Genomic DNA, 23656 nt, shown 5'->3' with positions numbered 1-23656 from the left:
CAAGGCAGGCCGCTTGGCGCAAAGCCATCCTATTTTGCTCAAAGCGGCACGCGATGCGTGTTCTTCAATTCGTCGAGGGCGAAGCTGGAATTGACGAAGCCGACGCCCGGCAGCTTGAGCAGCGCCTTCTTCAATATCTCCTCGTATTGCCGCACGCTGCTCGTCAGCACCCGCAGCACATAGTCGTGGTCGCCGGTCATGGAATAGCACTGCACGACCTCGGGCATGTCCTTCACCGCCCGCTCGAACTCCAGCAGCGTCTCCTCGTCGTGCTGCTTGAGCCTGACGAAGCAGAAGACCGAGACCTCGAAGCCGACACGCTTGGGATCGACGGCGATGACGCGGCCGCGGATGATGCCCTGCTTCTCCATCTCCTTGATGCGCCGCCAGCAGGGCGTGTGGCTGAGGCCGACGCGCTCGCCGATCTCGGCGACGGTCAGGTCCGGCTCGCTTTGCAGCAACCGCAGGATTTTCCGGCTCGTCTCGTCGAGGACGCCCTCGGCCATGTCAGAGCAGCCCGCGGCTGGAAAGGTTGCGCATCAGCGTGGCGATGCCGAAGGTCCAGGGCGAGCATTCGGTGGAAAGGCGCACGGTGTTGACGAGCGCGCCGAGCTCCGGGTTCGAGATCGTCACCCGGTCGCCCGTCTTGTGGGTGAAGCCCTGTCCGGGCGCGTCGCGGTCTTCCACGGGCGCGAAGAGCGTGCCCATGAACAGCATGAAGCCGTCCGGATACTGGTGATGCCTGCCGACGGTCTGGGAGACGAGGTCGAGCGGGTCGCGGCTGATCTCGCGCATCGTGCTGCGGCCCTTGAGCACGAAGCCGTCCTCGCCCTCGATCAGGAGATCGAGGTCGGCCTTGCGCACGTCCTCGATGGAATAGGTCTCGTCGAAGAGGCGGATGAAGGGACCGATGGCGGAGGAGGCGTTGTTGTCCTTCGCCTTGCCGAGGAGCAGCGCCGAGCGGCCCTCGACGTCGCGCAGGTTCACGTCGTTGCCGAGGGTCGCGCCCTTCGCACGGCCGGCGCTGTCGACGGCGAGCACGATTTCCGGCTCGGGATTGTTCCACTTCGAGACCGGGTGCAGCCCTACCGAGGCGCCCCAGCCGACGGAGGAAAGCACCGGCGCCTTGGTGAAGACCTCCGCATCCGGGCCGATGCCGACCTCCAGATATTGAGACCACACGCCTTCCTCGATCAGCGCCGCCTTGACCCTCGCCGCCGCCTCGGAGCCGGCCTTGAGATCGCGCAGGCTGTCGCCGATGATGGCGGTGACGCGGCCGCGCACCTTTTCCGCCAGCGCCGGATTACCCGCCGCCTTCTCCTCGATCACCCGCTCGATCATCGAGCGGGCGAAGGTGACGCCGCAGGCCTTGACGGCCTGGAGATCGCAGGGGGCGAGGAGGTGAAGCGCGGAAAAATTGCCCGTGCCTTCCACGGAAGTCTCCAGCACGGCATCGAGCGCGCCGAGGTCCTCGCCGGACGCGGTGCGGGCGAAGGCGGCCGGGTCGTCCTTTTCCAGGAGGTCGCGCATCGTGGCGCAGTCGATGGAGGTGACGTCGACGAGCCGGCCGCCGCGCAGCACGACGATTGCCGGCCCCTGCACGTCAGGCCGCCAGACGCGCCCGACGAATGTTCCTTGCGAAAAATCTCCTGCCGTCATCGTCACCGTGCGCTCCTCCCGTCATCTTCGTCCAGCAGCGTTCTAGACCGAAACCGGCTGCGTCGAACAGGGCGAAGGTGGGGGCCGGCGGAATTTCCGCATCCGCCGGCCTGCCTCCATCATGCCGGACGGGTGCGCACCGCCGTCAGGATCGTCAGCGCGGCGAGGAAGAGCGCGACGCCGCTCGCGACGAAGACGCTGGAAACGCCGCTGAGGTCGAAGAGCGCCCCGCCGGCGGCCGCGCCGGTCGCGATGGCGAAGTTGATGGCGGCGACGAAGAGGCCGCCGGCGCTTTCGGCTTCATCCGGCACGGCGCGGGTGATCCAGGTCGACCAGGCGACCGGCACGGCGCCGAAGGCAAGCCCCCAGAGCGCGACCATGGCGGCATCGGCGACGAGGTGGCCGCCGAAGGCCGAGAGCGAGAGGGCCAGCACGCCCATGACCAGCGGCATCGTCGCCAGCGTGAAGCGCATGGACCGCTCCAGCAGCACCGCGCCGAGCGAATTGCCGAAGAAGGTGGCGATGCCGAAGCCGAGCAGGACGGCCGAAATGCCCTCGACGCCGATGCCCGTCACCGTCTCGAGGAAGGGGCGGATATAGGTGAAGAAGGAGAAGTGGCCGGTGAAGACGAGGAGGATCGCCAGCATGGCGAAGCCGACGCCCGGCCGCTTCAGCACCTCGACCAACGTGCCGAAGCGAGAATGGCCGCGCGGCGGCAGCGACGGCAGGGTCGCGACCTGCACGACGAAGGACAGTGCGCCGAGCACCGCCGCGCCGAGGAAGACGTTGCGCCAGCCGACCATGTCGCCGACATAGCTGCCGACCGGCGCGGCGAAGACCGTGGCCGCCGAGACGCCGAGGAACATCACCGAGAGGGCCTTGGCCACATGGGCCTCCGGCACCAGCCGCATCATCGTCGCCGCCGAAAGCGTCCAGAAGCCGCCGAGCGCCATGCCGAGCAGCACGCGCCCGCCGAGCAGCATGGGAAGGCTGTCGGAAAAGGCGACGAGCAGGTTCGACAGGATCAGCAGCACCGAAAGGCCGAGCAGGACGAGCCGCCGGTCGAGCCTGCGCGTCACCACCGTGACGAGAAGGCTGGTGAGGAGCGCGACGGCCGCCGTCGCTGTCACCGCCTGCCCCGCCATGCCTTCCGAAATGCCGAGATCGGCCGCCATCGGCGTGAGGAGGCTTGCGGGCAGGAATTCCGCGCCCACCAGCGCGAACACGCCGAGCGTCATCGACAGGACGCCGCCCCAGGCCGGGCGGGCATCCGCCTCGCTCTCCGGCGTCATGATTGTTGCATCCGTCATCTGCTATCCCTTTCCTGTTGCAGTGCGTGCCCGGAAAGGTGGGTTGAAAACCAAGACGCACAATGCCATTTTATCCGCAATGTTTGATCAATCGTCCGACCTCCCGAAAAATGCCCACGATCCCGTCAGCGAGTTGCTGATGGGCATGCGCCTGCGCGGGGCGAGCTACGGCCGGCTGCAGCTCACGCCGCCCTTCGGCATCCGCTTTCCGCCAGCACCCGAGGCCCGCTTCCACTTCATCGCGCGCGGCAAGGTGCTGCTGCGCGCGCCGGGCGAGAGCGGGCGCGAACTCGTCTGCGGCGATGCCGTGCTCCTGCCGCGCGGCGAGATGCACGAGATCGTCACCGGCCCGAACGTGCAGATGCGCGACTACGAGAGCTACGCGCGAAAGCCGCTCTGCCCGGAGGTGGCGGCAGTGGAGGCCTGCATAAAATCCGCGGACCGGGAGAACGACACGCTGATCTTCACCGGCCGCATGGAATTCGAGCTGGATACGCTCCATCCCCTCGTCGGCCTGATGCCGCAGGTCATGTCCGTCGGCGCGCTGATCGGCCGCCAGCCGGAGCTGATGCCGCTGCTGGGCGCGATGGAGCGGGAAATGTCCGAGGAGCGCGTCGGCTCGGCCGGCATCCTCGCCCGCCTTGCCGACGTTATCGCCGCCTCCATCGTGCGCGGCTGGGTGGAATGCGGCTGCGGCGATGCGACGGGCTGGATCGAGGCGTTGCGCGACCCGCGGCTCGGCCGCGTCATCGCCGCGCTCCACCGCGAGCCCGGCCGCAACTGGACGCTCGCCGACATGGCGCAGGAAATGGGCAGCTCCCGCTCGGTCTTCGCCAAACGCTTCGTCGAGGTGACGGGCATGACGCCGCAGCGCTACGTGCTTGCCTTGCGCATGCGCCTCGCAGAACAATGGTTCCGCCGCGACAAGCTCGCCATCGACACCGCCGCCCGCCGCCTCGGCTTCGGCTCGCAAGCCGCCTTCGCCCGCGCCTTCAAGCGCATCGTCGGCGAACCGCCCGGCAAGACACGCAGCAAGGCGGCATCGGGCACGATCGGAAACGGGCAGAACGGGAGGAGAAATGGTGCTGCTAGAGAGATTTGAACTCTCGGCCTCTCCCTTACCAAGGGAGTGCTCTACCCCTGAGCTATAGCAGCATCCGGCGAAACGATGCTGTTCCGCGTAAGCGAGGGCCTATTGCCACAGGTCATCCGGTAGTGCAAGCGGCCAATGTACGATTATCGCAACAAAACTGACGGGAGCCTCGCTTTGTGCGGGGAGATGGACGGGACGGCATGAGCGGCGAGGACGAGACGAAAAGCGGGAAGATCCGGACGGAGGCGGAGATCCGCGCGGAGCGGCTGGCCAGGACGCTGCGCGACAATCTCCAGCGCCGCAAGCAGCAGGCGCGCGCCCGGCGCGCCGGGGAAGCGGACGAGACGACGGGGCTTCCTGCCGCAAAAAAAGACGAATCGGACGGTTAGTCGAAAAATGTCTTCGAAAACGAAGGCGACGGGGACGGTTTCCGGGGACCGGGCGCGCAGAAAACCACGCGGCCGGCACGGTCTTCATTTTTCGATCGCGATGCTCTAAAGAGGCCGCAATCTCCGAAAGCCGATATTCTTTGAGAAAGGCGGGCCCGGCCCGTAGTCACACATGGATCGTATCCGAATTGTAGGCGGCAACGAGCTGAAGGGCATCATCCCCATCTCCGGCGCCAAGAACGCCGCGCTGCCGCTGATGATCGCCTCGCTTTTGACCGACGACACGCTGACGCTGGAAAACGTGCCGCACCTTGCCGACGTCGAGCAGCTCATCCGCATCCTCGGTAACCACGGCGCCGACATCTCCGTCAACGGCCGCCGCGAGCGCCAGGGCGAGGGCTATTCGCGCACGATCCACTTCACCTCGCGCAACATCGTCGACACGACCGCGCCCTATGAACTGGTCTCCAAGATGCGCGCCTCGTTCTGGGTGATCGGCCCGCTGCTCGCCCGCGAAGGCAAGGCGCGCGTCTCGCTGCCGGGCGGCTGCGCCATCGGCACGCGCCCGGTCGACCTCTTCATCGAGGCGCTCGCCGCGCTCGGCGCGAAGATCGAGATCGACGGCGGCTATGTCGAGGCGACGGCGCCGGAAGGCGGCCTGATCGGCGCGCGCTACACCTTCCCCAAGGTCTCCGTCGGCGCGACGCACGTCATGATGATGGCCGCGACCCTTGCCCGCGGCACGACGGTGATCGGCAATGCCGCCCGCGAGCCGGAAGTGCAGGACCTTGCCAAGTGCCTCAACGCCATGGGCGCGAAGATCTCCGGCGCCGGCACCTCCACCATCACCATCGAGGGCGTCACCCAGCTCTCCGGCGCCCGCCATCGCGTCCTGCCGGACCGCATCGAGACCGGCACCTATGCCATGGCCGTCGCCATGACGGGCGGCGACGTCGTGCTGGAAGGCACGGATGCGGCCCTGCTCGATACGGCCCTTGAAGCCATCCGCCGCTCCGGCGCCGAGATCACCTCCACGGAAAGCGGCATCCGCGTCGTGCGCAACGGCGGCGGCATCAAGCCGGTCGACGTCGTCACCGACCCCTTCCCCGGCTTTCCGACCGACCTCCAGGCGCAGTTCATGGGCCTGATGACCAAGTCGAACGGCATCTCGCACATCACCGAGACGATCTTCGAGAACCGCTTCATGCATGTGCAGGAGCTCGCCCGCCTCGGCGCGAAGATCTCGCTTTCCGGCCAGACGGCCAAGATCGAGGGCGTCGAGCGGTTGCGCGGCGCGCCCGTCATGGCGACGGACCTGCGCGCCTCCGTCTCGCTCGTCATCGCCGGCCTTGCCGCCGAGGGCGAGACCATGGTCTCGCGCGTCTACCATCTGGACCGCGGCTTCGAGCGGCTGGAGGAGAAGCTCACCCGCTGCGGCGCCGTCGTCGAACGCGTCAGCGACTGATCCTTGCCGCGCGGCGGTTGCAGTCCGCCGCGCGCCGTCCTATTTCGTCAGGACATATTCGGGATGGCGCATATCCGCGCCTCCCCGGGAAGGACACGAAACATGGACAGCCTGAAACTGCTCGCCCTCGACACGGAAGACCTTGCGGTGGTCTCCGCCCACCTGCAGGATGCGGTCTTCAAGACCGACGGCCTCTCCTACGACGCCCGGCACCACGTCTTTTCGGTCGTCGTCAACCGCTTCGTCTGGGAAAAGGCCGAGCGCGGCCGCAAGAGCTTCGAGCGCCGCCGCGCGGTCGTCGCCTTCAAGCGCGTTTCCGCCGTGCGCTCGCTCGGCATCGACCGCAAGGACAGGCAGGCCGTCTTCTCCCTGCTCGCCGTCGACTTCACGCCGAAGGGCGAAGGGCCGGACGGCACGCTCGAGCTCATCCTTTCCGGCAACGCCTCCATCGCCCTCGATGTGGAATGCGTCGAAGTTCAGCTTGCAGATACCGGCGGGGCATGGGAAACCAGCTTGAAACCCCGCCACCCGGCGGTTTGAGGCATATCCGGCGCCTGCCGCCGGGAGACGACAGGGACGAGCGACTTGGCGATCAGACTTGACTACCAGAGCAGCGATTTCGAAAGCCGGTTCGCTGCGTTCCTGACCACCAAGCGCGAGGTCTCCGAGGACGTCAATGCCATCGTGCGCACGATCATCGACGACGTGCGCGCCCGCGGCGACAAGGCGCTCGCCGACTATTCCAAGAAGTTCGACGGCCTCGATTTCTCCGTCACCTCCATGCGTGTCTCGCTGGAGGAGATCGACGTCGCTTATGACGCCGTGGACCCGAAGATCGTCGCCGCGCTGGAGCTTGCCGCCCAGCGCATCGAGAAGCACCACGCCCGCCAGAAGCCGAAGGATGACATCTACGAGGACGATATCGGCGTCGGCCTCGGCTCGCGCTGGACGGCGATCGACGCCGTCGGCCTCTATGTGCCGGGCGGCACCGCGAGCTATCCGAGTTCCGTGCTGATGAACGCCGTGCCGGCCAAGGTCGCCGGCGTGCCGCGCATCGTCATGGTCGTGCCGGCGAAGGACGGCGAGATCAACCCGGCGGTGCTTGCCGCCGCGCGCATCGCAGGCGTCGACGAAATCTACCGCATCGGCGGCGCGCAGGCGGTCGCAGCGCTTGCCTACGGCACCGGGACCATCGCCCCCGTCGCCAAGATCACCGGCCCCGGCAATGCTTTCGTCGCCGCAGCCAAGCGGCAGGTCTTCGGCACCGTCGGCATCGACATGATCGCCGGCCCCTCCGAAGTGCTCGTCATCGCCGACGGCGACAACGATCCCGACTGGCTGGCCGCCGACCTCCTCGCCCAGGCCGAACACGATGCCGGCGCCCAGTCGATCCTCGTCACGGACAGCCCCACCCTTGCCGACGCGGTCGAGGCCGCCGTCGAGCGGCAGTTGAAGACGCTGGCGCGTTCCGAGACCGCGAGCGCGAGCTGGCGCGACTTCGGCGCGGTCATCCTCGTGCCGGAGCTTGCGAAAGCCGTGCCGCTCGCCAACCGCATCGCCGCCGAGCACCTGGAGATCGCCACGGCCGATCCCGACGCGCTGCTGCCCAAGATCCGCAATGCGGGCGCCATCTTCGTCGGCCGCCATACGCCGGAGGTCATCGGCGACTATGTCGGCGGCTCGAACCACGTCCTGCCGACCGCCCGCTCCGCCCGCTTCTCCTCCGGCCTTTCGGTGCTCGACTACATGAAGCGCACCTCGATCCTGCGCCTCGGGCCGGACCAGCTCCGCGCGCTCGGCCCGGCCGCCGTCACGCTGGCCGAGGCCGAAGGGCTCGGCGCCCATGCCCGTTCCGTCGCGATCCGCCTCAACATGGGGACGTAAGGCATGGCGACGAAAGGCCGTTTCCGCCTCTGCGACGTGGTGCTGGACGATACGATCGGCCGCGCCACGCCGGATGTGGAGCACGAGCGCGCCGTCGCCATCTTCGACCTCATCGAGGAGAACAGCTTCGAGCCGCTCGGCCATGCCGGCGGCCCCTATCGCCTCAACCTCTCGCTGCTCGACTCCAAGCTCGTCTTCGCCATCCGCACCGAAGGCGGCGAGGATGTCGCCACCCACATCCTCTCGCTGACGCCCTTCCGCCGCATCGTGAAGGATTATTTCCTGATCTGCGAAAGCTACTACCAGGCGATCCGCTCGGCGACGCCCAGCCAGATCGAGGCGATCGACATGGGTCGCCGCGGCATCCACAACGAAGGCTCGCAGACGCTGATGGACCGGCTGTCGGGCAAGATCAAATTCGACTTCGACACGGCCCGGCGCCTGTTCACGCTCGTCTGCGTCCTCTACTGGCGCGGGTGAGCGGATGGAGGGCGTTTCCCCGGCACCCGAGAAAGCCCCGCAGCGAACGCCCCGTTCGGTCCTCTTCATGTGCCGCATGAATGCCGTGCGCTCGCCGATGGCCGAGACCATCGCCCGCAGCCTCTTGCCCGGCACCTATGTCGCCTCCGCCGGCGTGCGGCCCGGCGAGCGCGATCCCTTCGTCGATGCCGTGCTCGGCGAGGTCGGCCTTTCGCTCGGCCGCCACGCGCCCCATTCGCTCGACGAGCTGGAGGACGACTATTTCGACCTCATCGTGACGCTCGCCCCGGAAGCCCACCACGCCGCGCTCGAACTCACCCGCTCCATGGCCGTCGACGTCATGTACTGGCCGACGCCCGATCCGACGGTGGCGACGGGCACGCGCGACCAGATCATGAGCTCGTACCGCGAGGTCCGCGAGTTCCTGAAGATGCTGATCGAGAAGCGTTTGAAGGCGTCCGGCTGAGAAGGAAGCGGTTCTCTTTCCGGCAAATGCAGAAACCCGGCGCTTCGGTGTTCACAAAGCCCTGGCGATTGTGTAGTTTCCGGCAACTTTTTCGAGGCGGGCATCCGGCCTCCCCGAATTCACCCCACAGGAATATCACCGCAAGATGGCAAAAGAAGAAGTCCTCGAATTTCCCGGCGTCGTGACGGAACTGCTCCCGAACGCAACCTTCCGCGTCAAGCTCGAAAACGAGCACGAGATCATCGCCCACACCGCGGGCCGCATGCGCAAGAACCGCATCCGCGTTCTGGCCGGCGACAAGGTGCTGGTCGAGATGACCCCCTACGACCTCACCAAGGGCCGCATCACCTACCGTTTCAAGTAAGCCCAGGGACCGCGCCCTCGCCCCGGCTTCGAGCCGTGGCCTGAACGACGGCGCGTCCCGGACTTTTCCGGAAGACCCCATGGCGCAGACCGAAAAGCTCATCCTCGCCTCCGGCTCGCCGCGCCGCGTCGAACTGCTCGCCCAGGCGGGCATCGCGCCCACGCGCCTGATGCCGATGGATATCGACGAGACGCCGAAGCGCTCCGAGCATCCCCGCTCGCTCGCCCGGCGCCTTTCCACCGGCAAGGCGCAGGCCGCGCTTGCCGCCGTCAAGGGCGATCCCGCCTATGCTGGCAGCTATATCCTGGCGGCCGACACGGTCGTCTCCGTCGGCCGGCGCATCCTGCCGAAGACGGAGATGGTCGACGAGGCCTCCAGCGCGCTGCATCTCCTCTCCGGCCGCAGCCACCGCGTCTTCACCGGCGTCTGCCTCATCACGCCGGACCGTACGGTGCGCCAGAAGGTCATCGACACCAAGGTGCGCTTCAAGCGCCTGTCGAGCCAGGACATCGAGCAGTACCTTGCCTCCGGCCAATGGCGCGGCAAGGCGGGCGGTTATGCCATCCAGGGCATTGCCGGCAGCTTCGTCGTCAAGCTGGTCGGCTCCTATACCAACGTGGTCGGCCTTCCCCTCTACGAGACCCTCGCGCTGCTTTCCGGCGAAGGCTTCGACGTGCATGCGGGCTGGACGGATATCTGACATGGCCGGCGAGACCGAAAAGCCCTCCGCCACCGTGGCGCCGCTGCGCAAGGCCGTGCCCTGCCCGATCTGCAAGCGCCCCTCCGCGCGCGAACACTATCCCTTCTGCTCGCCCCGCTGCCGCGACGTCGACCTCAACCGCTGGCTCTCCGGCTCCTATGCCATCCCCGTCGCCGACGACGAGACGAAGGCGGACGACGACGATATGTGATGCCGCCCCGCACGGCGAAAGCGCAGTCTTTTCCACAGTTTGCAAACCCATCCAATTTTCCCGCAAAAAACCGCCGTTGGGGCTGGACACATTTTCGCAAGATGCTATAACCCCGCTCGCTTCCGGGGCGGAACCAAACGCCCCACGGATTTCAACGAAATCCAAGCCGGATGCCCGGATAGCTCAGTTGGTAGAGCAGCGGATTGAAAATCCGCGTGTCGGTGGTTCAAATCCGCCTCCGGGCACCACTCTTCGAGATTTTCAAAAACTCTTTGAGCTTATCTGCGCTGGAAATATGTGCGCGCACCTGCAAAATCGCTTCTTGCTTTCAGGGTTTCCCGCCGCGTTGAGCCGTGTCGCGGAGCTGACCGCGTAAGTTCGCGGCAAGGTATTCTCCCGCCAAAACGAAAGCGGCGGATGGTTGGGCCATCCGCCGCTCTCCGCTTGTTCTTTACGGTGGCTTACTTGGCCGCGTGGGCCGGGTCCTTGACGGCTTCGATGGTCTCGAATTCGGTGTTGTAGAGTTCGCCGTTCACGCGCTCGACCTTGCGCATGTAGATGTTCTGCACGATGTCGCGCGTCTCGGGGTCGATGGAGATCGGCCCGCGGGGGCTATCGAGCTTCATGCCCTTGGCGGCTTCGAGGAACGCGTCGCCCGTCGCGTCGCCGCCGGTCTTGTCGAGCGTCTTGTAGATGAGGTCCAGCGCATCATAGGCGGCAACGGCCACCATGTTCGGCCGCATGCCGTTGTTCTCCTTCTTGAAGGCTTCGACGAAGGCCTTGTTCTCCGGCGAATCGTGGCTGGCCGAATAGGGCCCGCCGGTGATGACGCCGATGGCCGGGTCGCCCATGTTGTTGACGAGGTCGTCGTCGGTGACGTCGGCAGCGGCGATCACCTTGATGCCCGACTTGTCGAGGCCGCGTTCGACGAACTGCTTCATGAAGGCCGCGCCCGCGCCGGTCGGCACGAAGACGAAGAGCGCTTCCGGCTTCTCGTCCGCCGCGCGCTGCAGGAAGGGCGCGAAGTCCGGGTTGGCGAGCGGCACCTTCAGCTGCACGGTGACCGTGCCGCCGTTCGCTTCCAGCGCCTTCTTGAACCAGACCTCGGCATCGGCGCCGGGGCCGTAGTCGGAGACGATCGAGACAAATTTCTTCGTGCCGTTCTTCGCCGCCCATTCGCCGATGATGTTCGCCATCTGCGGAATGGTCCAGGACGTGCGCAGCATGTAGGGCGAGGCGTCCATGATCGCCGACGTCGCCGCCACCATGACGACCTGCGGAACCCTGGCGCGCTTGGAAAGCTGGGCGACGGAGAGCGCCGTCGGCGTGTTGCCGAAGCCGGCCAGCACGGAGACATGGTCCTTCGTCACCAGTTCCTGCGCGAGGCGCAGCGCATTGTCGGGCGTCGAGGCATCGTCCTTGACGATGAACTCGACCTGCTTGCCGCCCGCCGTCTCGCCGTGGGTGGCGACGAACGTCTTCAGCGCGGCACTGATCTGCCGCCCGTTGGACTGGAAGCCGCCGGTCAGCGGAATGACGACGCCCACCTTGACCGCATCCGCCGCAAGGCCGGCGCCGGTTGCCGCGATGAGCGCGATGGCGGCGATGCCGCCTCTTGCAAAAGCCTTCAAACGCATTCTTCTCCTCCTGTGGTTTGAAATATCCGTCATGGCCGGTCCCTCAGTCCTCTCCTCCGATACCGAGGAAGCGGCCAAGCACGGCCGTGTCCGCCGCCAGCGTCCCGCTGGCGCCCGTATAGGCGACCGTGCCCCTGTCGAGGATCACGGCCCGGTCGGTGATGGCGAGGATCTGGCGGGCATGCTGCTCGACGACGATCGCCGCCATGCCCTCGTCGCGGACGATCCGGCGGATGGCCGCCAGCAGCTCCTCGACGATGATCGGCGCCAGCCCCTCGGTCGGCTCGTCCAGCAGCAGCACCTTCGGATTGAGCACGAGGGCGCGGGCGATCGCGAGCATCTGCTGCTCGCCGCCGGAAAGCTGGTTGCCGAAATTGCGCCGTCGCTCCTCAAGGCGCGGGAAGAGGCCGTAGACGGCCTCCAGCGTCCAGCGCCCCGGCCTTGCGACGGCGGTGATGTTCTCCTCCACCGTCAGCGAGCGGAAGATGCCGCGCTCCTGCGGCACCCAGCCGATGCCTGCCTCCACCCGGCGCTCCGGCGAAAGGCGCGCGATATCCTGCCCGCCGAGAAGGATGCGCCCGCCCTGCTGGCGCGTCAGCCCGATGACGGTGTTGAGCGTCGTCGTCTTGCCGACGCCGTTGCGGCCGAGCAGCGCCATGGCCTCGCCCTCGCAAAGGCCGAGGCTTAACTGTTGCAGCACCGTGGCGCGGCCGTAGCCCGCCGAGACCTGTTCCAGCACGAGAAGTTCAGCCATGCTGCCCGCCTCCGAGATAAACGTCCTTGACGCGGGGATCGTGCGCGATCTCCTCCACCGTGCCTTCGGCGAAGAGCCCGCCGGACACGAGGACCGAGATACGGTTCGCGAAGGTGAAGACGAGGTCCATGTCGTGCTCGATCAGCAGGATCGCGACGTCGGAAGGGAGCGCGGCAAGGCGCGACAGCACCTCCTGCCTGTCCGCCTCCGGCACGCCGGCCGCCGGCTCGTCGAGCAGCAGCACGCGCGGCTTCAGCGCGATGGCGAGCGCGATTTCGAGGAGGCGCTGCTTGCCGTAGGGCAGGTCCGAGCAGGTTTCCTCCGCCACGCTTTCCAGCCCGAAGTCGCGCAGGAGGTCGGCGATTTCCGCGTCGATCCCCCTCACCCGGCCGATCGGCCGGAAGGGGTTCCAGCCCTCGCCGCGCCGCTCGGCGATGACGAGCGCAAGGCTCTCGATGACCGTGAGCCCGCCGAAGAGCTGGTTGATCTGGAAGGTGCGCACGAGGCCGCGCTGGACGCGCGCTTCGCGCTTCATGCCGGTGATCGCCTTGCCGTCCAGCAGGATTTCGCCGGAAGTCGGCGAGAGAACGCCCGTCAGGAGGTTGATGAAGGTCGTCTTGCCGGCGCCGTTCGGGCCGATCAGGGCATGGCGGGCGCCGCGCTCCAGGCGGAAGCTCACGTCGGTCGTCGCCTGCAGGGCGCCGAACATGCGGTTGAGGCGGCGCGTTTCGAGAAGGGCGGTCATGGCTTTTCCTCCGCGACGCGGCGGCTTGCGGCCTTGCCGGCGAAAAGGCGGGCAAGGCGTGTGGAGACGGCCCGGACCAGCGCGCGCGGCCGCTCGCGTCCGATCAGCACGAAGGCGACGAGCAGGAGGCCGATCCAGAACTGCCAGTATTGCGGCGTGAGGTTCGACAGGACGTCCTGGATGAGCTTGTAGACCAGCGCGCCGACCACGCCGCCATAGAGATAGCCCGTGCCGCCGATGGTGAGGATCATCAGCCCGTCTGCCGATTTCTGGAACGACAGGGCGTCCAGCGAGACGAACATCTGCGTCTGCGTGAAAAGTGCGCCGGCGATGCCGGCATAGGCGCCGCCCAGCGTGTAGATGGCGATCAGCCGCGGGTTGACCGGGATGCCGACCGCCGAGGCGCGCAGCGGATTGTCGCGGATCGCCCTGAGCGAATAGCCGAAGGGCGAGGCCAGCACGATGCGGGCGACGACGATGAGCACGAAGAGAACGCCGAGGCTGTAGGCATAGGCGGTGCGGCCGAAGATATCGAATTCGAAGAGCCCGAAGAGCGGCGCGGTCTCCACGCCCTGCAGGCCGTCCGCCCCTCCGGTCAGCCAGTCCGCCTGGTTGGCGATCTCCATGAAGACGGCGGCGACGCCGAGCGTCACCATCAGCCGCGTCAGGTCCGCCCCGCGCAGCAGCAGGAAGCCGGTGAGGAAGGCGACGGCCGCGCCGGCAAGGCCGCCGACGAGGAGGCCGCTCAAGGGCTCGCCGGTGACGTGGGCCGAGAACAGGCCCGCCGCATAGGCTCCGACGCCGTACATGGCCGACTGGCCGAGCGAGACGATGCCCGCATAGCCGAGGATGAGATCGAGCGAGAGGGCGAGGATCGCGAAATTGACGATCTCGGCGAGGATGAGGTGCTGTTCCGGCAGGAAGAACCAGGCGGCGACGGCGAGGATCCAGAGGAGGATTTCAAGCACGCCCCAGCGGTTGGCGCGCCGGAGGGCGCCGGCCACGCGGGCGGGAGCGGAAGACATGCCGGAGACCATCAGTTCGCCCTCGCGAAAAGGCCCTGCGGCTTCAGGACGAGCACGGCGACCAGCACAATATAGATGACGAAGCCGCCGATGGAGGGCACGTAATACTTGCCGAGCACGTCGGCGAGGCCGAGCAGGATGGAGGCGGCAAGCGCGCCATACATGCTGGCCGTGCCGCCGACGGAAACGACGATGAGGAAATAGACCATGAACTTCAGCGGAAAGGTGGGATCGAGGCCGAGGATCTCCGCGCCGAGCGCGCCGCCGAGGCCGGCAAGCCCCGAGCCGACGGCGAAGGTGACGGCGAAAATCATGTTGACGCGGATGCCGACGCCGCGCGCGACCCGGCGATTGTCCACCGCAGCGCGAAGCTGGCTGCCAAAGCGGGTGCGGCTGTTGATGAGCTGGAGGACGATGGCGAGGATGCCGCAGACGACGATGAGGAAGGCGCGGTAGATGCCGATGCCGACCCCGGCGATCTCCACGCGCCCCTTCAGGAAATCGGGAAGCGCGAGGATCTGCTGCTGCGAGCCCATCAGGTAGTCGACGCCGGCGACCGCCATGAAGACGAGGCCGATGGAAAAGAGCACCTGATCGAGCGGGCTCCGGTCATACATCGGCTTGTAGAGCAGCCGTTCCAGCAGCGCGCCGACGAGCGCGGTGGCGATGAAGGCGATCGGCAGCGTTGCGAGGAACGGCACGCCGAACCTGTTCGTCAGGATGACGGTGACATAGCCGCCGGCCATGGCGAAGGCGCCGTGCGCAAGGTTGATGAAGTTCATCAGGCCGAGTGTCACCGCCAGCCCGCAGGACAGCACGAACAGCAGCATGCCGTAGGCCACTCCATCGAATAAAAGGGTCAGCATGCGTCCTCCCGGGGCGGGGCGTTTGCGGAACCGGCCGGTTTCCTCCCGGTCCGTGTGTGGAAGCACCTTGTTCCCAACAGGCCCCCATTTCCATTTAGAAGTCGCCCGTTCCCGATAAGAAATTGCTATAATTGACAGAACGAAAGAACGATGTACCGGCTGGAATAGACCAATAAAAACAATAAGCCGCCGGCGTTGCCAGCGGCTTATAAGGTAAAGAGGTTGTTGGGCGGCCTTCCGCTCAGCGGGGGAAGACGAGCCCGTCGAAGAGTTTTCGCGCGGTACGGATATTGCCCGCGCCGCGGATCGTTCCGTCTTCGGCGATATCGAGGAAGACCTCCATCTCGCCGGTCGGGTGCTCGATGCGGAAGCGGCCGTCCTCAGGCTGCACCGCGACGGCTGCGGCCGGGCCCGCAGCAAGCCGGCTCGCCGTCGCCACGGTGATCGCGGCGAAGACACCGACCGAGGCATGGACCCGGTGCGGAATGAAGCTGCGAGTGGAGAGCACCCCGCCGGCCCGCGGCGGCGAAACGAGCGTCATCTTCGGCACGGAGGCTTCCCTCACGTCGCCGAGATTCATCATCGGCCCGGCCTTGAGGCGGATCGCCTCGATCCGCGCCTTCAGCGCCGCATCCGCCTCCAGTTCCTCGCGTGTCTCCATTCCCGAAAGGCCGAAATCGGCGGCACCGAGGATGACGCAGGGCATGCCGTTGTCGATCAGCGTCGCCTCCGCGCCGTCGATGACGTCGACCGCATTGCCGGTCGGCAGCAGCGCGCCGCACATCGAGCCGGCAATGCCGGAAAAGAGCAGCGGAACGGCGGCATGGGTGCCGGGAACGCCGGCAATGCCGGTCGAGCCGCGATAGCTGACGCGCCCGCCGGGCGTTGCGATCTTCGCCGTCGCCACCTCTCCGGAATTGACCATGTGGATGCGCACCTGCGTCTCCTCGCCGGCCACCGGCACGAGGCCGCGCTCGATGGCGGCGGGCCCGACGGCGGCGAGGATGTTGCCGCAGCCCTGCGCGCCGCTCACCAGCGCCTGGTCGACGAAGACTTGGAGGAAGAGATAGTCGACATCCGCATCCGCCCGGCTCGGCGGCGAGAGGATCGCCACCTTCGAGGTCAAGGGATCGGCCCCGCCGATGCCGTCGATCTGCCGGGGATCGGGCGAGCCCATGATGCGCAGGAGGAGATCGTCGCGCGCGGTCGGATCGGCCGGAAGGTCCCCGGCTAGGAAATAGGCGCCCTTGGACGTGCCGCCGCGCATCCAAAGGCACCGGATGCCGTCCTCAGACATATTTCAGCCCCTTGGCGGCCAGCGTCTCGCGCATCTTGTAGATATCGAGGCCGAGCTCGCCAGCGGCAAGGCGCCTGCGCTTGGCCTCTTCGTTGGCAAGGCGCTCTTCGGCGGCGGCGAGCACCGTCGCCGCTTCCGCGCGGCGCACCACGACGACGCCGTCGTCATCCGCGACGACGATGTCGCCGGCCTCGACAGAGGCGCCCGCGCAGACGATGGGCACGTTCACCGAGCCGAGCGTTTCCTTGACGGTTCCCTGCGCGGACACGGCCTTCGACCAGACGGGAAAGCCCATCTCCGTCAGGTCGCGGATATCGCGCACGCCGGCCTCTATGACGAGGCCGCGGCAGCCGCGCGCCATGGCGGAGGTTGCGAGCAGGTCGCCGAAATAGCCGTTGTCGCAGGGGCTGGTCGGGGCGAGGACGAGGATATCGCCGTCTTTCAGCTGCTCGATGGCGACGTGGATCATCCAGTTGTCGCCGGGCGGCGCGGAGATCGTCACCGCCGAGCCCGCCACCTGCGCACCCGGATAGATCGGCCGCATGTGGCTTTGCAGCATGCCCCTGCGGCCCTGTGCCTCATGGACCGTCGCGACACCCGCGCGGGCGAGGCGGTCGACGATATCGGCATCGGCGCGCTCGATGTTCTGGACGACGACAGGCATGTCAGTGCTCCCCGGATTTGACAGGCGGCGTTCCGTGGGTGTGGAACGTCTCGATGGTCTTCAGCCCCCAGGCCTGCCCTTTCAGGCGCTCCTTCTGCGTCCAGACGACCGGCTCCCAGTCGGGCGCAAGGATGAGGCGCGCGCCGGAATTGGCGAGCTCCACCCGGTTGCCGGCCGGCTCCCAGACATAGAGGAAGAAGGTGCCCTGGACGGCGTGCTTGTGCGGCCCCGTCTCGATATGCACGCCGTTCTGAAGGAATATATCGGCCGCGCGCAGAATATCCTCGCGCTGGTCGGTGGCGTAGGTGACGTGATGCAGGCGGCCGTGGCCGCCGCCGTGCTCCTCGGTGCAGGCAAGGTCGTAGGTCTTGTTGTTGACGGTGAACCAGCACCCGCCGAGCCGGCCGTTGTCGAGGAGGATCATCTCCGTGACGCGCGAGCCGAGGCAGGTTTCCATGAAGCGGCGGAATGCGGCGACGTCGTCGCAGAGCAGGTTCAGGTGATCGATGCGCCGGGGCGCCGCCCCCGTAAAGGCGCTCGCCGTGTTCTTCAGCGCCGGCACGTCGTCGCCGGAGGGTGCGTGGCGGACCGTGTCGTAATAGATCTCGAAGACATGGCCGAACGGGTCCTCGAAGCGGAAGGCGCGGCCGTGGCCGGGATCGCCCTCCAACCAGCCGAGGACCTTGTAGCCGCTTTCCTCGATGGCCTTCACCCGCCGCTCCAGCGCCTGCGGCGAGGCCGCGCGGTAGGCGATATGACCGACGCCCGTCGTGTGGGCGCGGGTGAGCTTCAGCGAGTGGTGCTCGTAGTCGTCCCAGGCGCGCAGATAGGCCGAGGTCTCATCCTGCCCGGACAGTTTCAGCCCGTAGACGCGGGTGAAAAAATCGAGGCTTTCCTCGAAACGGTCGGTCAGCATCTCGACATGGGCGAGGTGGGCGATATCGAAGCAGGGTTCCATCATGTCCTCCCGGATGGGGCCTCCTCAAAGCTCGTCGACGGTGCGCGGGAAGACGGCCTGGAAACCTTCCGCATATTTCGCCTTGCGCCCGCCGGACTGGCCGCCGGAATTGCGCATGAAGTGGTTCGCGCGATTCTCGGCGACGTTCCTGTAATAGGCCCATAGATGTTCCTGGCCTTCCATGCACTGGATGGCCGTCCATTTCTTTTCCCAGACCGGCGTGATGTCGAGGAAGACGTCCGGCTTCCAGCCCATCTGCTCCGTCTGGTGCGGCTCGAAGAGATAGAGCTGCGGCGCGCCGAGCACCTTCTGGCCGGGATTGTGCCCCCAGGCCTGCGCGATCATGCGGGTCTCCAGCGCCACTTCGGTCGCGTACATGTGGTCGGTATTGTACGGGTCGTATTTCGAATGGCTGAGCATGAAGGCCGGCTGGACCTTGCGGATCACCTCGACCAGCCGGAACTTGTCCTCGTCCGTCAGGCGCAGCGGATAGTCGCCGAGGTCTAAGGAGACGAGATCGGCGACGCCGAGCGCTACCGCCGCCTTCTCCGCTTCCGCCCGGCGCGCCGCCTTGACGCGCTCCAGCGTCATGTCCTTCTCCTTCCAGAGCTTGGCGGATTCGCCCCGCTCGCCGAAGGAAAGGCAGACGACCGTGACGTCGTAGCCCTTTTCCGCATGGAGCGCGATCGCCCCGCCGCAGCGCCAGACGAAATCCGCCGCATGCGCGCTGATGACCAGCGCCGTTTTCCTGTCCGCCATGATCGTCTCCCTGGCCGCGTTCCTGCCCCCCCGTTCTGGCGGCAATCGCCCCGCCGGACAATTCGGAAGAGCCGCACGGCCGATAAGAAAAGGCTATAATCGCTGGCAAGTCCTGCAGCCGCACCCTTAGGATGCACGGTGAAACGGCAGGATGCGGAGGAGCGGCATGGATAGGGCAAATCACCGGAAAATCGCGCTGATCGGCTTCGGCGAAGCCGGGCAGGCCTTCGCCTCCGGCTGGGTGCGCGGCGACGGCGAGATCGTCTCCGCCTTCGATATCAAGCTAACCGATCCGTCCGGCGCCGCCGCGATCCGCGCCGCCTGCGCGGAGTTCGGCGTCGATGCCCGCGATACGCCCGCGGAAGCGCTTGCCGGCGCAGACCGCGTGTTCAGTCTCGTGACGGCGGACCGCGCGGCGGAAGCGACAGGTGAGGCTGCGGCGGCCATCGGCAAGGGCGCGCTCTTCTTCGACTGCAACTCCTGCTCGCCCGTCACCAAGATGGCGAATGCCGAAAGGATAGCGGCGGCAGGCGGGCGTTATGTCGACGTCGCCGTGATGGCGCCGGTCCATCCCCAACGCCACCTGACGCCGCTTCTCGTTTCGGGACCGCATGCCGAACCTGCGCTTGCCGCGCTGGCGGCGCTCGGCATGCGGGCCAGGCCGGCCGGAAGCCGCATCGGCGACGCCTCGGCGATCAAGATGCTGCGCTCGGTGATCGTCAAGGGGCTGGAGGCGCTGACGGCCGAGGCGATGCTGGCCGCCCGGCGGGCGGGCGTGGAAGAAGCGGTGCTCGCCTCGCTGCAAGCGTCCGATCCCGGCATCGACTGGACGCGGCGCACGTCCTACAACCTGGAGCGCATGATGCTGCACGGTGCGCGTCGCGCCGCCGAGATGCGGGAAGTGGCAAAGACCCTTAGCGACTACGGCCTTCCTAACCGGCTTGCGGCGGCCACGGCCGAATGGCAGGATGAGATCGTCGGCCTTCACCTTGCTGCCGGCGAAGACGACCTTTCCTCCCGCCTCGACCGGATCCTCGACAAGAAAGGCGCGTGAGCCAGCCCGCGGGAGCCTCCATGCGTTTCAACCTCCGGCACCTCCGGGTCTTCCTCGCCGTCGTCGAAACGCAATCGGTCACGCGCGCCGCAGAGCGGTGCCATGTCTCCCAGCCCGCCGTCACGCAGGCGCTTTCCAAGATCGAGGCGACGGTGGGCGAGCCCCTCTTCACCCGCCGCCCGCACGGGCTCTTCGTCAATCCGCTCGGCGAGGTGCTGGTGACGCGCGTTCGCCGCGCCTTCTCCTATCTCGACCCGGCGATGGACGAGGTCGCCCCGCGCCTCAAGGTGACGGCGACCCTTTCCCAGTTGGAAGCGATGATCGCCGTGCGCGAGCGGGAGAACTATACGCTCGCCGCGCACCGCATGGGCCTTTCCCAGCCGACGGTGCACCGCTCGGTGTCCCAGCTCGAGCGGGAGGCCGGCCGGCCGTTCTTCGAAAAGACCGCCTACGGCATCATGGCGACCCGCACGGCGCAGACGCTGGCGCAGGCCGCGCGCCTTGCCTTCGCCGAGCTGGCGCAGGCCGAGGCCGACCTTGCCGAGGCGCGTTCCACCCAGGCCGGCCGCCTCGTCATCGGCTCGATGCCGCTCTCGCGCTCCTCTATCCTGCCGGCGGCGATCGCGCGCTTCCGCACGAAACGCCCGCACCTGCCGATCCAGGTCTCGGAAGGGCCCTATCCGGAACTGCTTGCCGGCCTGCGGCGCGGCGAGATCGATTTCCTCATCGGGGCGCTGCGCGAGCCCGCCCCCATTGCGGACGTGGAGGAATCCATGCTGTTCCACGATACCGTCGTCATCGTCGCGGGAAAGAACCATCCCCTCGCCGGGCGGCACGACATCACCCGCGAGGAGCTTGCATCCTTTCCCTGGGTGGTTTCCCTCAAGGGCACGCCGATCCGCCAGCATTTCGACGCCCTGTTCGAGGGCTGCGCGGCCGGGCCTTCCAGCATCGTCGAATCCGCCTCGCTCATCCTCATGCGCGAGCTCGTCAGCCAGAGCGACCATCTCGGCTTCATCTCGGGCCGGCAGGCGCGGGCGGAAATCGACCGGGCGCTGGTCGTGGCGCTCGATTTCGATCTTTCCCACACCCGTCGCCCGATCGGGCTGACGAAACGGTCGGGCTGGCTTCCGACCGCCGCGCAGAAGGATTTCATCACCATCCTGCAGGCGCTCGCCTCGTCTTCCGAATGAGAGGCCTATCTTCACGGTTTCGTGATCGCCGTTCCGGCGCGCACTCGCGATAAGCTCGGCATCCTATTCCAGACAGGGGCACAACGTGCTGCGCAATCTCGATTTCAGCTCCTGGCACAGCATCCTCGTGACGGTGATCGGGCTTGCCCTCTTCACGCTGATCAGCATCGGCATCCGCCTCGTCATGATGTTCACGATCCAGCAGCGCCGGGAGCGGGCGAACCGGCAGATCAACGAGCGGCTGCGCACCCTCATCGCCGCCTACAAGACGCTGGGCGGCTCCTTCACCGGGAACCTCACCGTCGACCCGACGCACCTGCGCGACCTGCGCCAGCGGCCGGCATCGGGCGAGCCGGACAGCGCGGAAGCGCTCGAGGGCATCGTCGCCGGCTCCGAGCGCAGGCGCCGCATCCGCGATGACGTGGAGGCGACGCTTTCCGACATCATCCTGCTCGGGACGGAGGAGCAGGTGCGGCTGGCGGAGAAGGCGGCGAGAGACCTCGTCGCGGGCCGCCCGGTGCACACGCATGACCTCGTCGTCTCGCTTCGGGCCTTCATCCGCGAGGCGCTGGACCTTGCGCCCATTCCGGCCGACCTCACGATCCCCACGCAAGGCCCTGCCCGTCCTTCGGGCAGCAGCCGCGGCAAGGGCGAACGCGGCAAGGAAGGCGCACGCGGCGGCGGGGGCGGTGGAGGCGGCGGCATGGGGATGGGCGGCGGCATGGGCGGCGGCGGTGGTGGTATGGGCTCCGCCCTCGACGACGACCACCAGCAGACCGGCAGGAACTAGAGACGCGCGGCCTCTGTCCATCACCGAATTCGATGCATCTGTCAGCGAAACTCGCGTGAACCCTTCCGCAAAACCGGGTAGAGCTTTGGCGCTTCGCCGCGTCGGCGAGGCGGATTGCGGTTTGGTGGAGTGATTTTCCATGAGCATCGTCGAGAGCCTCAGCCCCCGCTCGCTCCGGGCGCCGGAGAGCGGGATCGTCGAAGTCGTGAACTATGCGCGCGGGCGCGAGGGGCTGATCCCGCTATGGGTCGGCGAAGGCGACCTGCCGACGCCGGAGTTCATCGCCCGCGCAGCCTCCGACGCCCTCCTGAAGGGCGAGACCTTCTACACCTGGCAGCGCGGCATCCCGGAGCTTCGGGCAGCGCTGTCGCGCTACTATGCGCGCCGCTTCGGCGCCGCCCTGCCGGCGGAGCATTTCTACGTGGTCGGCTCGGGCATGCAGGCGATCAAGCTTGCCGTCGAGGCGCTCGTCTCGCCGGGCGACGACATGGTGTACCTGACGCCGGCCTGGCCGAATTTCGCGGCGGCGGCCGAGCTTTCCGGCGCCAACCCCATCGCGGTGCAACTCGATTTTTCCGGCGGGCGCTGGCAGATCGACCTCGACCGCGTGGAGGCGGCGATCACGCCGAAGACGCGGGCACTCTTCATCAACACGCCGTCGAACCCGACGGGCTGGACGGCAACGCGCGAGGATCTTGCAAGCCTCCTCGCCATCGCCCGCCGGCATGACCTGTGGATCATGGCCGACGAGATCTACGCGCTCTACCACTATGCCGGCGGGCGGGCGCCCTCCTTCCTCGACGTGATGGAAGACGGCGACCGGGTGATCTTCGTCAACTCCTTCTCGAAGAACTGGTCGATGACCGGCTGGCGCGTCGGCTGGATCGTCGCGCCGCCGGAAATGGGCCAGGTGCTGGAGAACCTCATCCAGTATTCCACCTCCGGCGTGCCGCAGTTCCTGCAGCGCGGCGCGGTCGCGGCGCTCGACGAGGGCGATGCCTTCGTGCAGGCCAACATCGACAAGGCGGCGAAGAACCGCGACGTCTTCTGCGACGCGCTGATCGCCACCAACCGGGTGGAAACGCTGAAGCCCGACGGGGCGCTCTACGCCTTCCTGAAGATCGACGGCGTGACGGATTCGCGCAAGGCCGCGCTCGACATCGTCGACAGCACGGGCGTCGGCCTTGCGCCCGGCACGGCCTTCGGCCCCGGCGGCGAGCTCTTCATGCGCGCCTGCTTCCTGCGCGATCCGAAGGAGGTGGCGGAGGCCGCCGACCGGCTTTCCCGCTACATCGCGGCCCGCTGACGCCGCTCAAAGCTGCGCGATGAGGAAATCCGCCCGCGCGGCCACCGGCACCTTCGGCAGGAGGACCGGCTCGTAGCCCAGCATCGGGTAGACCCTCACAAGGCGCTCGTATTCGCCAAGCGCGGCAGCGAAATCGTGCCGGCGCCCGGCATCGGCCGCGTAGATTTCCGGCCAGGGCGGCGTGAGGAAGACGCGGCTGTTGTAGCGGTGCCCGGAGGCCAGTTCCGCAAGGTCCACCGCGCCGCCCGCCGCCTCCAGCGCCGCGGCGGCATCGATCAGCCCGCGGTCGAAGAAGACGTAGCCCGGATGGCCGCGCATCGCCTCGCGGTCGGCAAGCGCCATCGCGACGGCGCGGCGGGCGAAGGCGGCAAGATCGAGCCAGGGCAAGGCCGTGCCGCCCTTCGCCAATTCCTCCTCGACGATGCGGCGGCCGGGCTCCTCGACCGTTGCGTGGCCGCGCCGCCGCAGTTCTTCGAGGAGCGTCGACTTTCCGCCGCCCGAGCAGCCGGAAAGCAGGATGAAACGATCGGACATTGGAGCTATCCTTCGCGGAGGGAGGGGCAATCGAGGGCGGATTGCGGTTGCGT

At 67.2% G+C, this 23656-nt stretch carries 27 protein-coding genes and 2 tRNA genes; 15 read left to right on the top strand and 14 right to left on the bottom strand.

The annotated features are described in order from the left end of the window. Positions 1–38: 38 nt before the first annotated feature. The 3 genes from ACZ5TO_RS00955 to ACZ5TO_RS00945 form a co-directional block, all read right to left on the bottom strand. Positions 39–506, bottom strand: a complete 468-nt coding sequence (locus ACZ5TO_RS00955) for an Lrp/AsnC family transcriptional regulator (protein WP_184145495.1) — start codon at positions 504–506, stop codon at positions 39–41. Between the two features lies 1 nt (position 507). Further along, the gene (locus ACZ5TO_RS00950; protein WP_464800434.1) at positions 508–1659 is read right to left on the bottom strand and encodes a fumarylacetoacetate hydrolase family protein; all 1152 of its coding nucleotides are present in this window, start codon (positions 1657–1659) and stop codon (positions 508–510) included. A gap of 119 nt (positions 1660–1778) precedes the next feature. Beyond that, positions 1779–2969 carry an MFS transporter gene (locus ACZ5TO_RS00945; protein ID WP_464799228.1) on the bottom strand — a complete coding sequence of 397 codons (1191 nt, stop codon included), beginning with the start codon at positions 2967–2969 and terminating at the stop codon, positions 1779–1781. Between the two features lie 139 nt (positions 2970–3108). On the opposite strand from ACZ5TO_RS00945, the gene ACZ5TO_RS00940 reads away from it, so the two are divergent. Then, positions 3109–4071 carry an AraC family transcriptional regulator gene (locus tag ACZ5TO_RS00940; RefSeq protein WP_464799227.1) on the top strand — a complete coding sequence of 321 codons (963 nt, stop codon included), beginning with the start codon at positions 3109–3111 and terminating at the stop codon, positions 4069–4071. Here the strand turns inward: ACZ5TO_RS00940 and ACZ5TO_RS00935 are convergent. Next, a tRNA-Thr gene (locus tag ACZ5TO_RS00935) sits at positions 4050–4124 on the bottom strand. The genes ACZ5TO_RS00940 and ACZ5TO_RS00935 overlap by 22 nt on opposite strands. Positions 4125–4262: 138 nt before the next feature. On the opposite strand from ACZ5TO_RS00935, the gene ACZ5TO_RS00930 reads away from it, so the two are divergent. The 10 genes from ACZ5TO_RS00930 (at position 4263) to ACZ5TO_RS00885 (ending at position 10269) form a co-directional block, all read left to right on the top strand. Continuing rightward, complete coding sequence (locus ACZ5TO_RS00930; protein WP_464799226.1) at positions 4263–4451, top strand: hypothetical protein; 189 nt, start codon at positions 4263–4265, stop codon at positions 4449–4451. 172 nt (positions 4452–4623) lie between these two features. Next, positions 4624–5916, top strand: a complete 1293-nt coding sequence (gene murA / locus ACZ5TO_RS00925; protein ID WP_464799225.1) for a UDP-N-acetylglucosamine 1-carboxyvinyltransferase — start codon at positions 4624–4626, stop codon at positions 5914–5916. A 102-nt stretch (positions 5917–6018) separates the two neighbouring features. After that, positions 6019–6456: a DUF2948 family protein gene (locus ACZ5TO_RS00920; RefSeq protein WP_464799224.1), complete on the top strand. Its 438-nt coding sequence runs from the start codon at positions 6019–6021 to the stop codon at positions 6454–6456. Positions 6457–6501: 45 nt separating this feature from the next. Next, a complete protein-coding gene (gene hisD / locus ACZ5TO_RS00915; RefSeq protein WP_464799223.1) occupies positions 6502–7800 on the top strand; it encodes a histidinol dehydrogenase in 1299 nt (432 codons plus the stop codon). A 3-nt stretch (positions 7801–7803) separates the two neighbouring features. Further along, positions 7804–8280 carry a UPF0262 family protein gene (locus ACZ5TO_RS00910; protein WP_184145502.1) on the top strand — a complete coding sequence of 159 codons (477 nt, stop codon included), beginning with the start codon at positions 7804–7806 and terminating at the stop codon, positions 8278–8280. A gap of 4 nt (positions 8281–8284) precedes the next feature. Next, positions 8285–8746, top strand: coding sequence for an arsenate-mycothiol transferase ArsC (locus ACZ5TO_RS00905; protein WP_184145503.1), 462 nt, complete (start codon positions 8285–8287; stop codon positions 8744–8746). A 145-nt stretch (positions 8747–8891) separates the two neighbouring features. After that, positions 8892–9110 (top strand): translation initiation factor IF-1, encoded by a 219-nt coding sequence (gene infA / locus ACZ5TO_RS00900; protein WP_004435948.1) that lies wholly within the window; start codon positions 8892–8894, stop codon positions 9108–9110. A gap of 79 nt (positions 9111–9189) precedes the next feature. Continuing rightward, a complete protein-coding gene (locus ACZ5TO_RS00895) occupies positions 9190–9810 on the top strand; it encodes a Maf-like protein (RefSeq protein ID WP_464799222.1) in 621 nt (206 codons plus the stop codon). A gap of 1 nt (position 9811) precedes the next feature. Continuing rightward, positions 9812–10021 (top strand): DNA gyrase inhibitor YacG, encoded by a 210-nt coding sequence (yacG, locus tag ACZ5TO_RS00890; protein ID WP_464799221.1) that lies wholly within the window; start codon positions 9812–9814, stop codon positions 10019–10021. A 172-nt stretch (positions 10022–10193) separates the two neighbouring features. Further along, positions 10194–10269, top strand: a tRNA-Phe gene (locus ACZ5TO_RS00885). Positions 10270–10482: 213 nt separating this feature from the next. On the opposite strand, the gene ACZ5TO_RS00880 is transcribed toward ACZ5TO_RS00885, so the two are convergent. The 9 genes from ACZ5TO_RS00880 to ACZ5TO_RS00840 form a co-directional block, all read right to left on the bottom strand. Next, a complete protein-coding gene (locus ACZ5TO_RS00880; RefSeq protein WP_464799220.1) occupies positions 10483–11658 on the bottom strand; it encodes an ABC transporter substrate-binding protein in 1176 nt (391 codons plus the stop codon). 43 nt (positions 11659–11701) lie between these two features. Further along, on the bottom strand, positions 11702–12412 hold the full coding sequence (locus tag ACZ5TO_RS00875) for an ABC transporter ATP-binding protein (RefSeq protein ID WP_464799219.1): 711 nt from the start codon (positions 12410–12412) through the stop codon (positions 11702–11704). Next, entirely contained in the window at positions 12405–13157 is a 753-nt protein-coding gene (locus tag ACZ5TO_RS00870; protein WP_464799218.1) for an ABC transporter ATP-binding protein, read from the bottom strand. The genes ACZ5TO_RS00875 and ACZ5TO_RS00870 overlap by 8 nt, the downstream gene beginning before the upstream one ends. Next, positions 13154–14194 carry a branched-chain amino acid ABC transporter permease gene (locus tag ACZ5TO_RS00865; RefSeq protein WP_464799217.1) on the bottom strand — a complete coding sequence of 347 codons (1041 nt, stop codon included), beginning with the start codon at positions 14192–14194 and terminating at the stop codon, positions 13154–13156. The genes ACZ5TO_RS00870 and ACZ5TO_RS00865 overlap by 4 nt, the downstream gene beginning before the upstream one ends. Beyond that, the gene (locus ACZ5TO_RS00860; protein WP_464799216.1) at positions 14194–15048 is read right to left on the bottom strand and encodes a branched-chain amino acid ABC transporter permease; all 855 of its coding nucleotides are present in this window, start codon (positions 15046–15048) and stop codon (positions 14194–14196) included. The genes ACZ5TO_RS00865 and ACZ5TO_RS00860 overlap by 1 nt, the downstream gene beginning before the upstream one ends. Positions 15049–15289: 241 nt before the next feature. Then, positions 15290–16345, bottom strand: a complete 1056-nt coding sequence (locus tag ACZ5TO_RS00855) for a 4-oxalomesaconate tautomerase (RefSeq protein ID WP_464799215.1) — start codon at positions 16343–16345, stop codon at positions 15290–15292. Then, on the bottom strand, positions 16338–17009 hold the full coding sequence (locus tag ACZ5TO_RS00850) for a 4-carboxy-4-hydroxy-2-oxoadipate aldolase/oxaloacetate decarboxylase (protein WP_464799214.1): 672 nt from the start codon (positions 17007–17009) through the stop codon (positions 16338–16340). Before ACZ5TO_RS00850 ends, ACZ5TO_RS00855 begins: the two co-directional genes overlap by 8 nt. Before the next feature lies 1 nt (position 17010). Further along, positions 17011–17967 (bottom strand): VOC family protein, encoded by a 957-nt coding sequence (locus ACZ5TO_RS00845; RefSeq protein ID WP_464800433.1) that lies wholly within the window; start codon positions 17965–17967, stop codon positions 17011–17013. Positions 17968–17991: 24 nt separating this feature from the next. Continuing rightward, positions 17992–18726 (bottom strand): PIG-L deacetylase family protein, encoded by a 735-nt coding sequence (locus ACZ5TO_RS00840; protein ID WP_464799213.1) that lies wholly within the window; start codon positions 18724–18726, stop codon positions 17992–17994. 166 nt (positions 18727–18892) lie between these two features. On the opposite strand from ACZ5TO_RS00840, the gene ACZ5TO_RS00835 reads away from it, so the two are divergent. The 4 genes from ACZ5TO_RS00835 to ACZ5TO_RS00820 all read left to right on the top strand — a co-directional run bounded on the left by ACZ5TO_RS00835 (position 18893) and on the right by ACZ5TO_RS00820 (position 23069). Beyond that, on the top strand, positions 18893–19780 hold the full coding sequence (locus ACZ5TO_RS00835; RefSeq protein ID WP_464799212.1) for an NAD(P)-dependent oxidoreductase: 888 nt from the start codon (positions 18893–18895) through the stop codon (positions 19778–19780). A 20-nt stretch (positions 19781–19800) separates the two neighbouring features. Beyond that, complete coding sequence (locus tag ACZ5TO_RS00830; protein WP_464799211.1) at positions 19801–20973, top strand: LysR family transcriptional regulator; 1173 nt, start codon at positions 19801–19803, stop codon at positions 20971–20973. An 85-nt stretch (positions 20974–21058) separates the two neighbouring features. After that, a complete protein-coding gene (locus tag ACZ5TO_RS00825) occupies positions 21059–21763 on the top strand; it encodes a hypothetical protein (RefSeq protein ID WP_464799210.1) in 705 nt (234 codons plus the stop codon). A 139-nt stretch (positions 21764–21902) separates the two neighbouring features. Next, on the top strand, positions 21903–23069 hold the full coding sequence (locus ACZ5TO_RS00820; protein ID WP_464799209.1) for a pyridoxal phosphate-dependent aminotransferase: 1167 nt from the start codon (positions 21903–21905) through the stop codon (positions 23067–23069). A gap of 6 nt (positions 23070–23075) precedes the next feature. Here the strand turns inward: ACZ5TO_RS00820 and ACZ5TO_RS00815 are convergent, their stop codons facing one another. Beyond that, positions 23076–23603: an AAA family ATPase gene (locus tag ACZ5TO_RS00815; RefSeq protein ID WP_464799208.1), complete on the bottom strand. Its 528-nt coding sequence runs from the start codon at positions 23601–23603 to the stop codon at positions 23076–23078. Positions 23604–23656 lie beyond the last annotated feature (53 nt).

Source organism: Shinella sp. Sh6, from assembly GCF_055392685.1.
The sequence above is the reverse complement of the archived record's forward strand: the minus strand, read 5'-3'. Positions and strand labels throughout refer to the sequence as shown.

Coding starts and splice junctions, on each gene's coding strand:
- ACZ5TO_RS00955 (WP_184145495.1), bottom strand. CDS start 506: ATGGCCGAGGGCGTCCTCGACGAGACGAGCCGGAAAATCCTGCGGTTG.
- ACZ5TO_RS00950 (WP_464800434.1), bottom strand. CDS start 1,659: ATGACGGCAGGAGATTTTTCGCAAGGAACATTCGTCGGGCGCGTCTGG.
- ACZ5TO_RS00945 (WP_464799228.1), bottom strand. CDS start 2,969: ATGACGGATGCAACAATCATGACGCCGGAGAGCGAGGCGGATGCCCGC.
- ACZ5TO_RS00940 (WP_464799227.1), top strand. CDS start 3,109: ATGGGCATGCGCCTGCGCGGGGCGAGCTACGGCCGGCTGCAGCTCACG.
- ACZ5TO_RS00930 (WP_464799226.1), top strand. CDS start 4,263: ATGAGCGGCGAGGACGAGACGAAAAGCGGGAAGATCCGGACGGAGGCG.
- murA (WP_464799225.1), top strand. CDS start 4,624: ATGGATCGTATCCGAATTGTAGGCGGCAACGAGCTGAAGGGCATCATC.
- ACZ5TO_RS00920 (WP_464799224.1), top strand. CDS start 6,019: ATGGACAGCCTGAAACTGCTCGCCCTCGACACGGAAGACCTTGCGGTG.
- ACZ5TO_RS00910 (WP_184145502.1), top strand. CDS start 7,804: ATGGCGACGAAAGGCCGTTTCCGCCTCTGCGACGTGGTGCTGGACGAT.
- ACZ5TO_RS00905 (WP_184145503.1), top strand. CDS start 8,285: ATGGAGGGCGTTTCCCCGGCACCCGAGAAAGCCCCGCAGCGAACGCCC.
- infA (WP_004435948.1), top strand. CDS start 8,892: ATGGCAAAAGAAGAAGTCCTCGAATTTCCCGGCGTCGTGACGGAACTG.
- ACZ5TO_RS00895 (WP_464799222.1), top strand. CDS start 9,190: ATGGCGCAGACCGAAAAGCTCATCCTCGCCTCCGGCTCGCCGCGCCGC.
- yacG (WP_464799221.1), top strand. CDS start 9,812: ATGGCCGGCGAGACCGAAAAGCCCTCCGCCACCGTGGCGCCGCTGCGC.
- ACZ5TO_RS00880 (WP_464799220.1), bottom strand. CDS start 11,658: ATGCGTTTGAAGGCTTTTGCAAGAGGCGGCATCGCCGCCATCGCGCTC.
- ACZ5TO_RS00875 (WP_464799219.1), bottom strand. CDS start 12,412: ATGGCTGAACTTCTCGTGCTGGAACAGGTCTCGGCGGGCTACGGCCGC.
- ACZ5TO_RS00870 (WP_464799218.1), bottom strand. CDS start 13,157: ATGACCGCCCTTCTCGAAACGCGCCGCCTCAACCGCATGTTCGGCGCC.
- ACZ5TO_RS00865 (WP_464799217.1), bottom strand. CDS start 14,194: ATGGTCTCCGGCATGTCTTCCGCTCCCGCCCGCGTGGCCGGCGCCCTC.
- ACZ5TO_RS00860 (WP_464799216.1), bottom strand. CDS start 15,048: ATGCTGACCCTTTTATTCGATGGAGTGGCCTACGGCATGCTGCTGTTC.
- ACZ5TO_RS00855 (WP_464799215.1), bottom strand. CDS start 16,345: ATGTCTGAGGACGGCATCCGGTGCCTTTGGATGCGCGGCGGCACGTCC.
- ACZ5TO_RS00850 (WP_464799214.1), bottom strand. CDS start 17,009: ATGCCTGTCGTCGTCCAGAACATCGAGCGCGCCGATGCCGATATCGTC.
- ACZ5TO_RS00845 (WP_464800433.1), bottom strand. CDS start 17,967: ATGGAACCCTGCTTCGATATCGCCCACCTCGCCCATGTCGAGATGCTG.
- ACZ5TO_RS00840 (WP_464799213.1), bottom strand. CDS start 18,726: ATGGCGGACAGGAAAACGGCGCTGGTCATCAGCGCGCATGCGGCGGAT.
- ACZ5TO_RS00835 (WP_464799212.1), top strand. CDS start 18,893: ATGGATAGGGCAAATCACCGGAAAATCGCGCTGATCGGCTTCGGCGAA.
- ACZ5TO_RS00830 (WP_464799211.1), top strand. CDS start 19,801: ATGCGTTTCAACCTCCGGCACCTCCGGGTCTTCCTCGCCGTCGTCGAA.
- ACZ5TO_RS00820 (WP_464799209.1), top strand. CDS start 21,903: ATGAGCATCGTCGAGAGCCTCAGCCCCCGCTCGCTCCGGGCGCCGGAG.
- ACZ5TO_RS00815 (WP_464799208.1), bottom strand. CDS start 23,603: ATGTCCGATCGTTTCATCCTGCTTTCCGGCTGCTCGGGCGGCGGAAAG.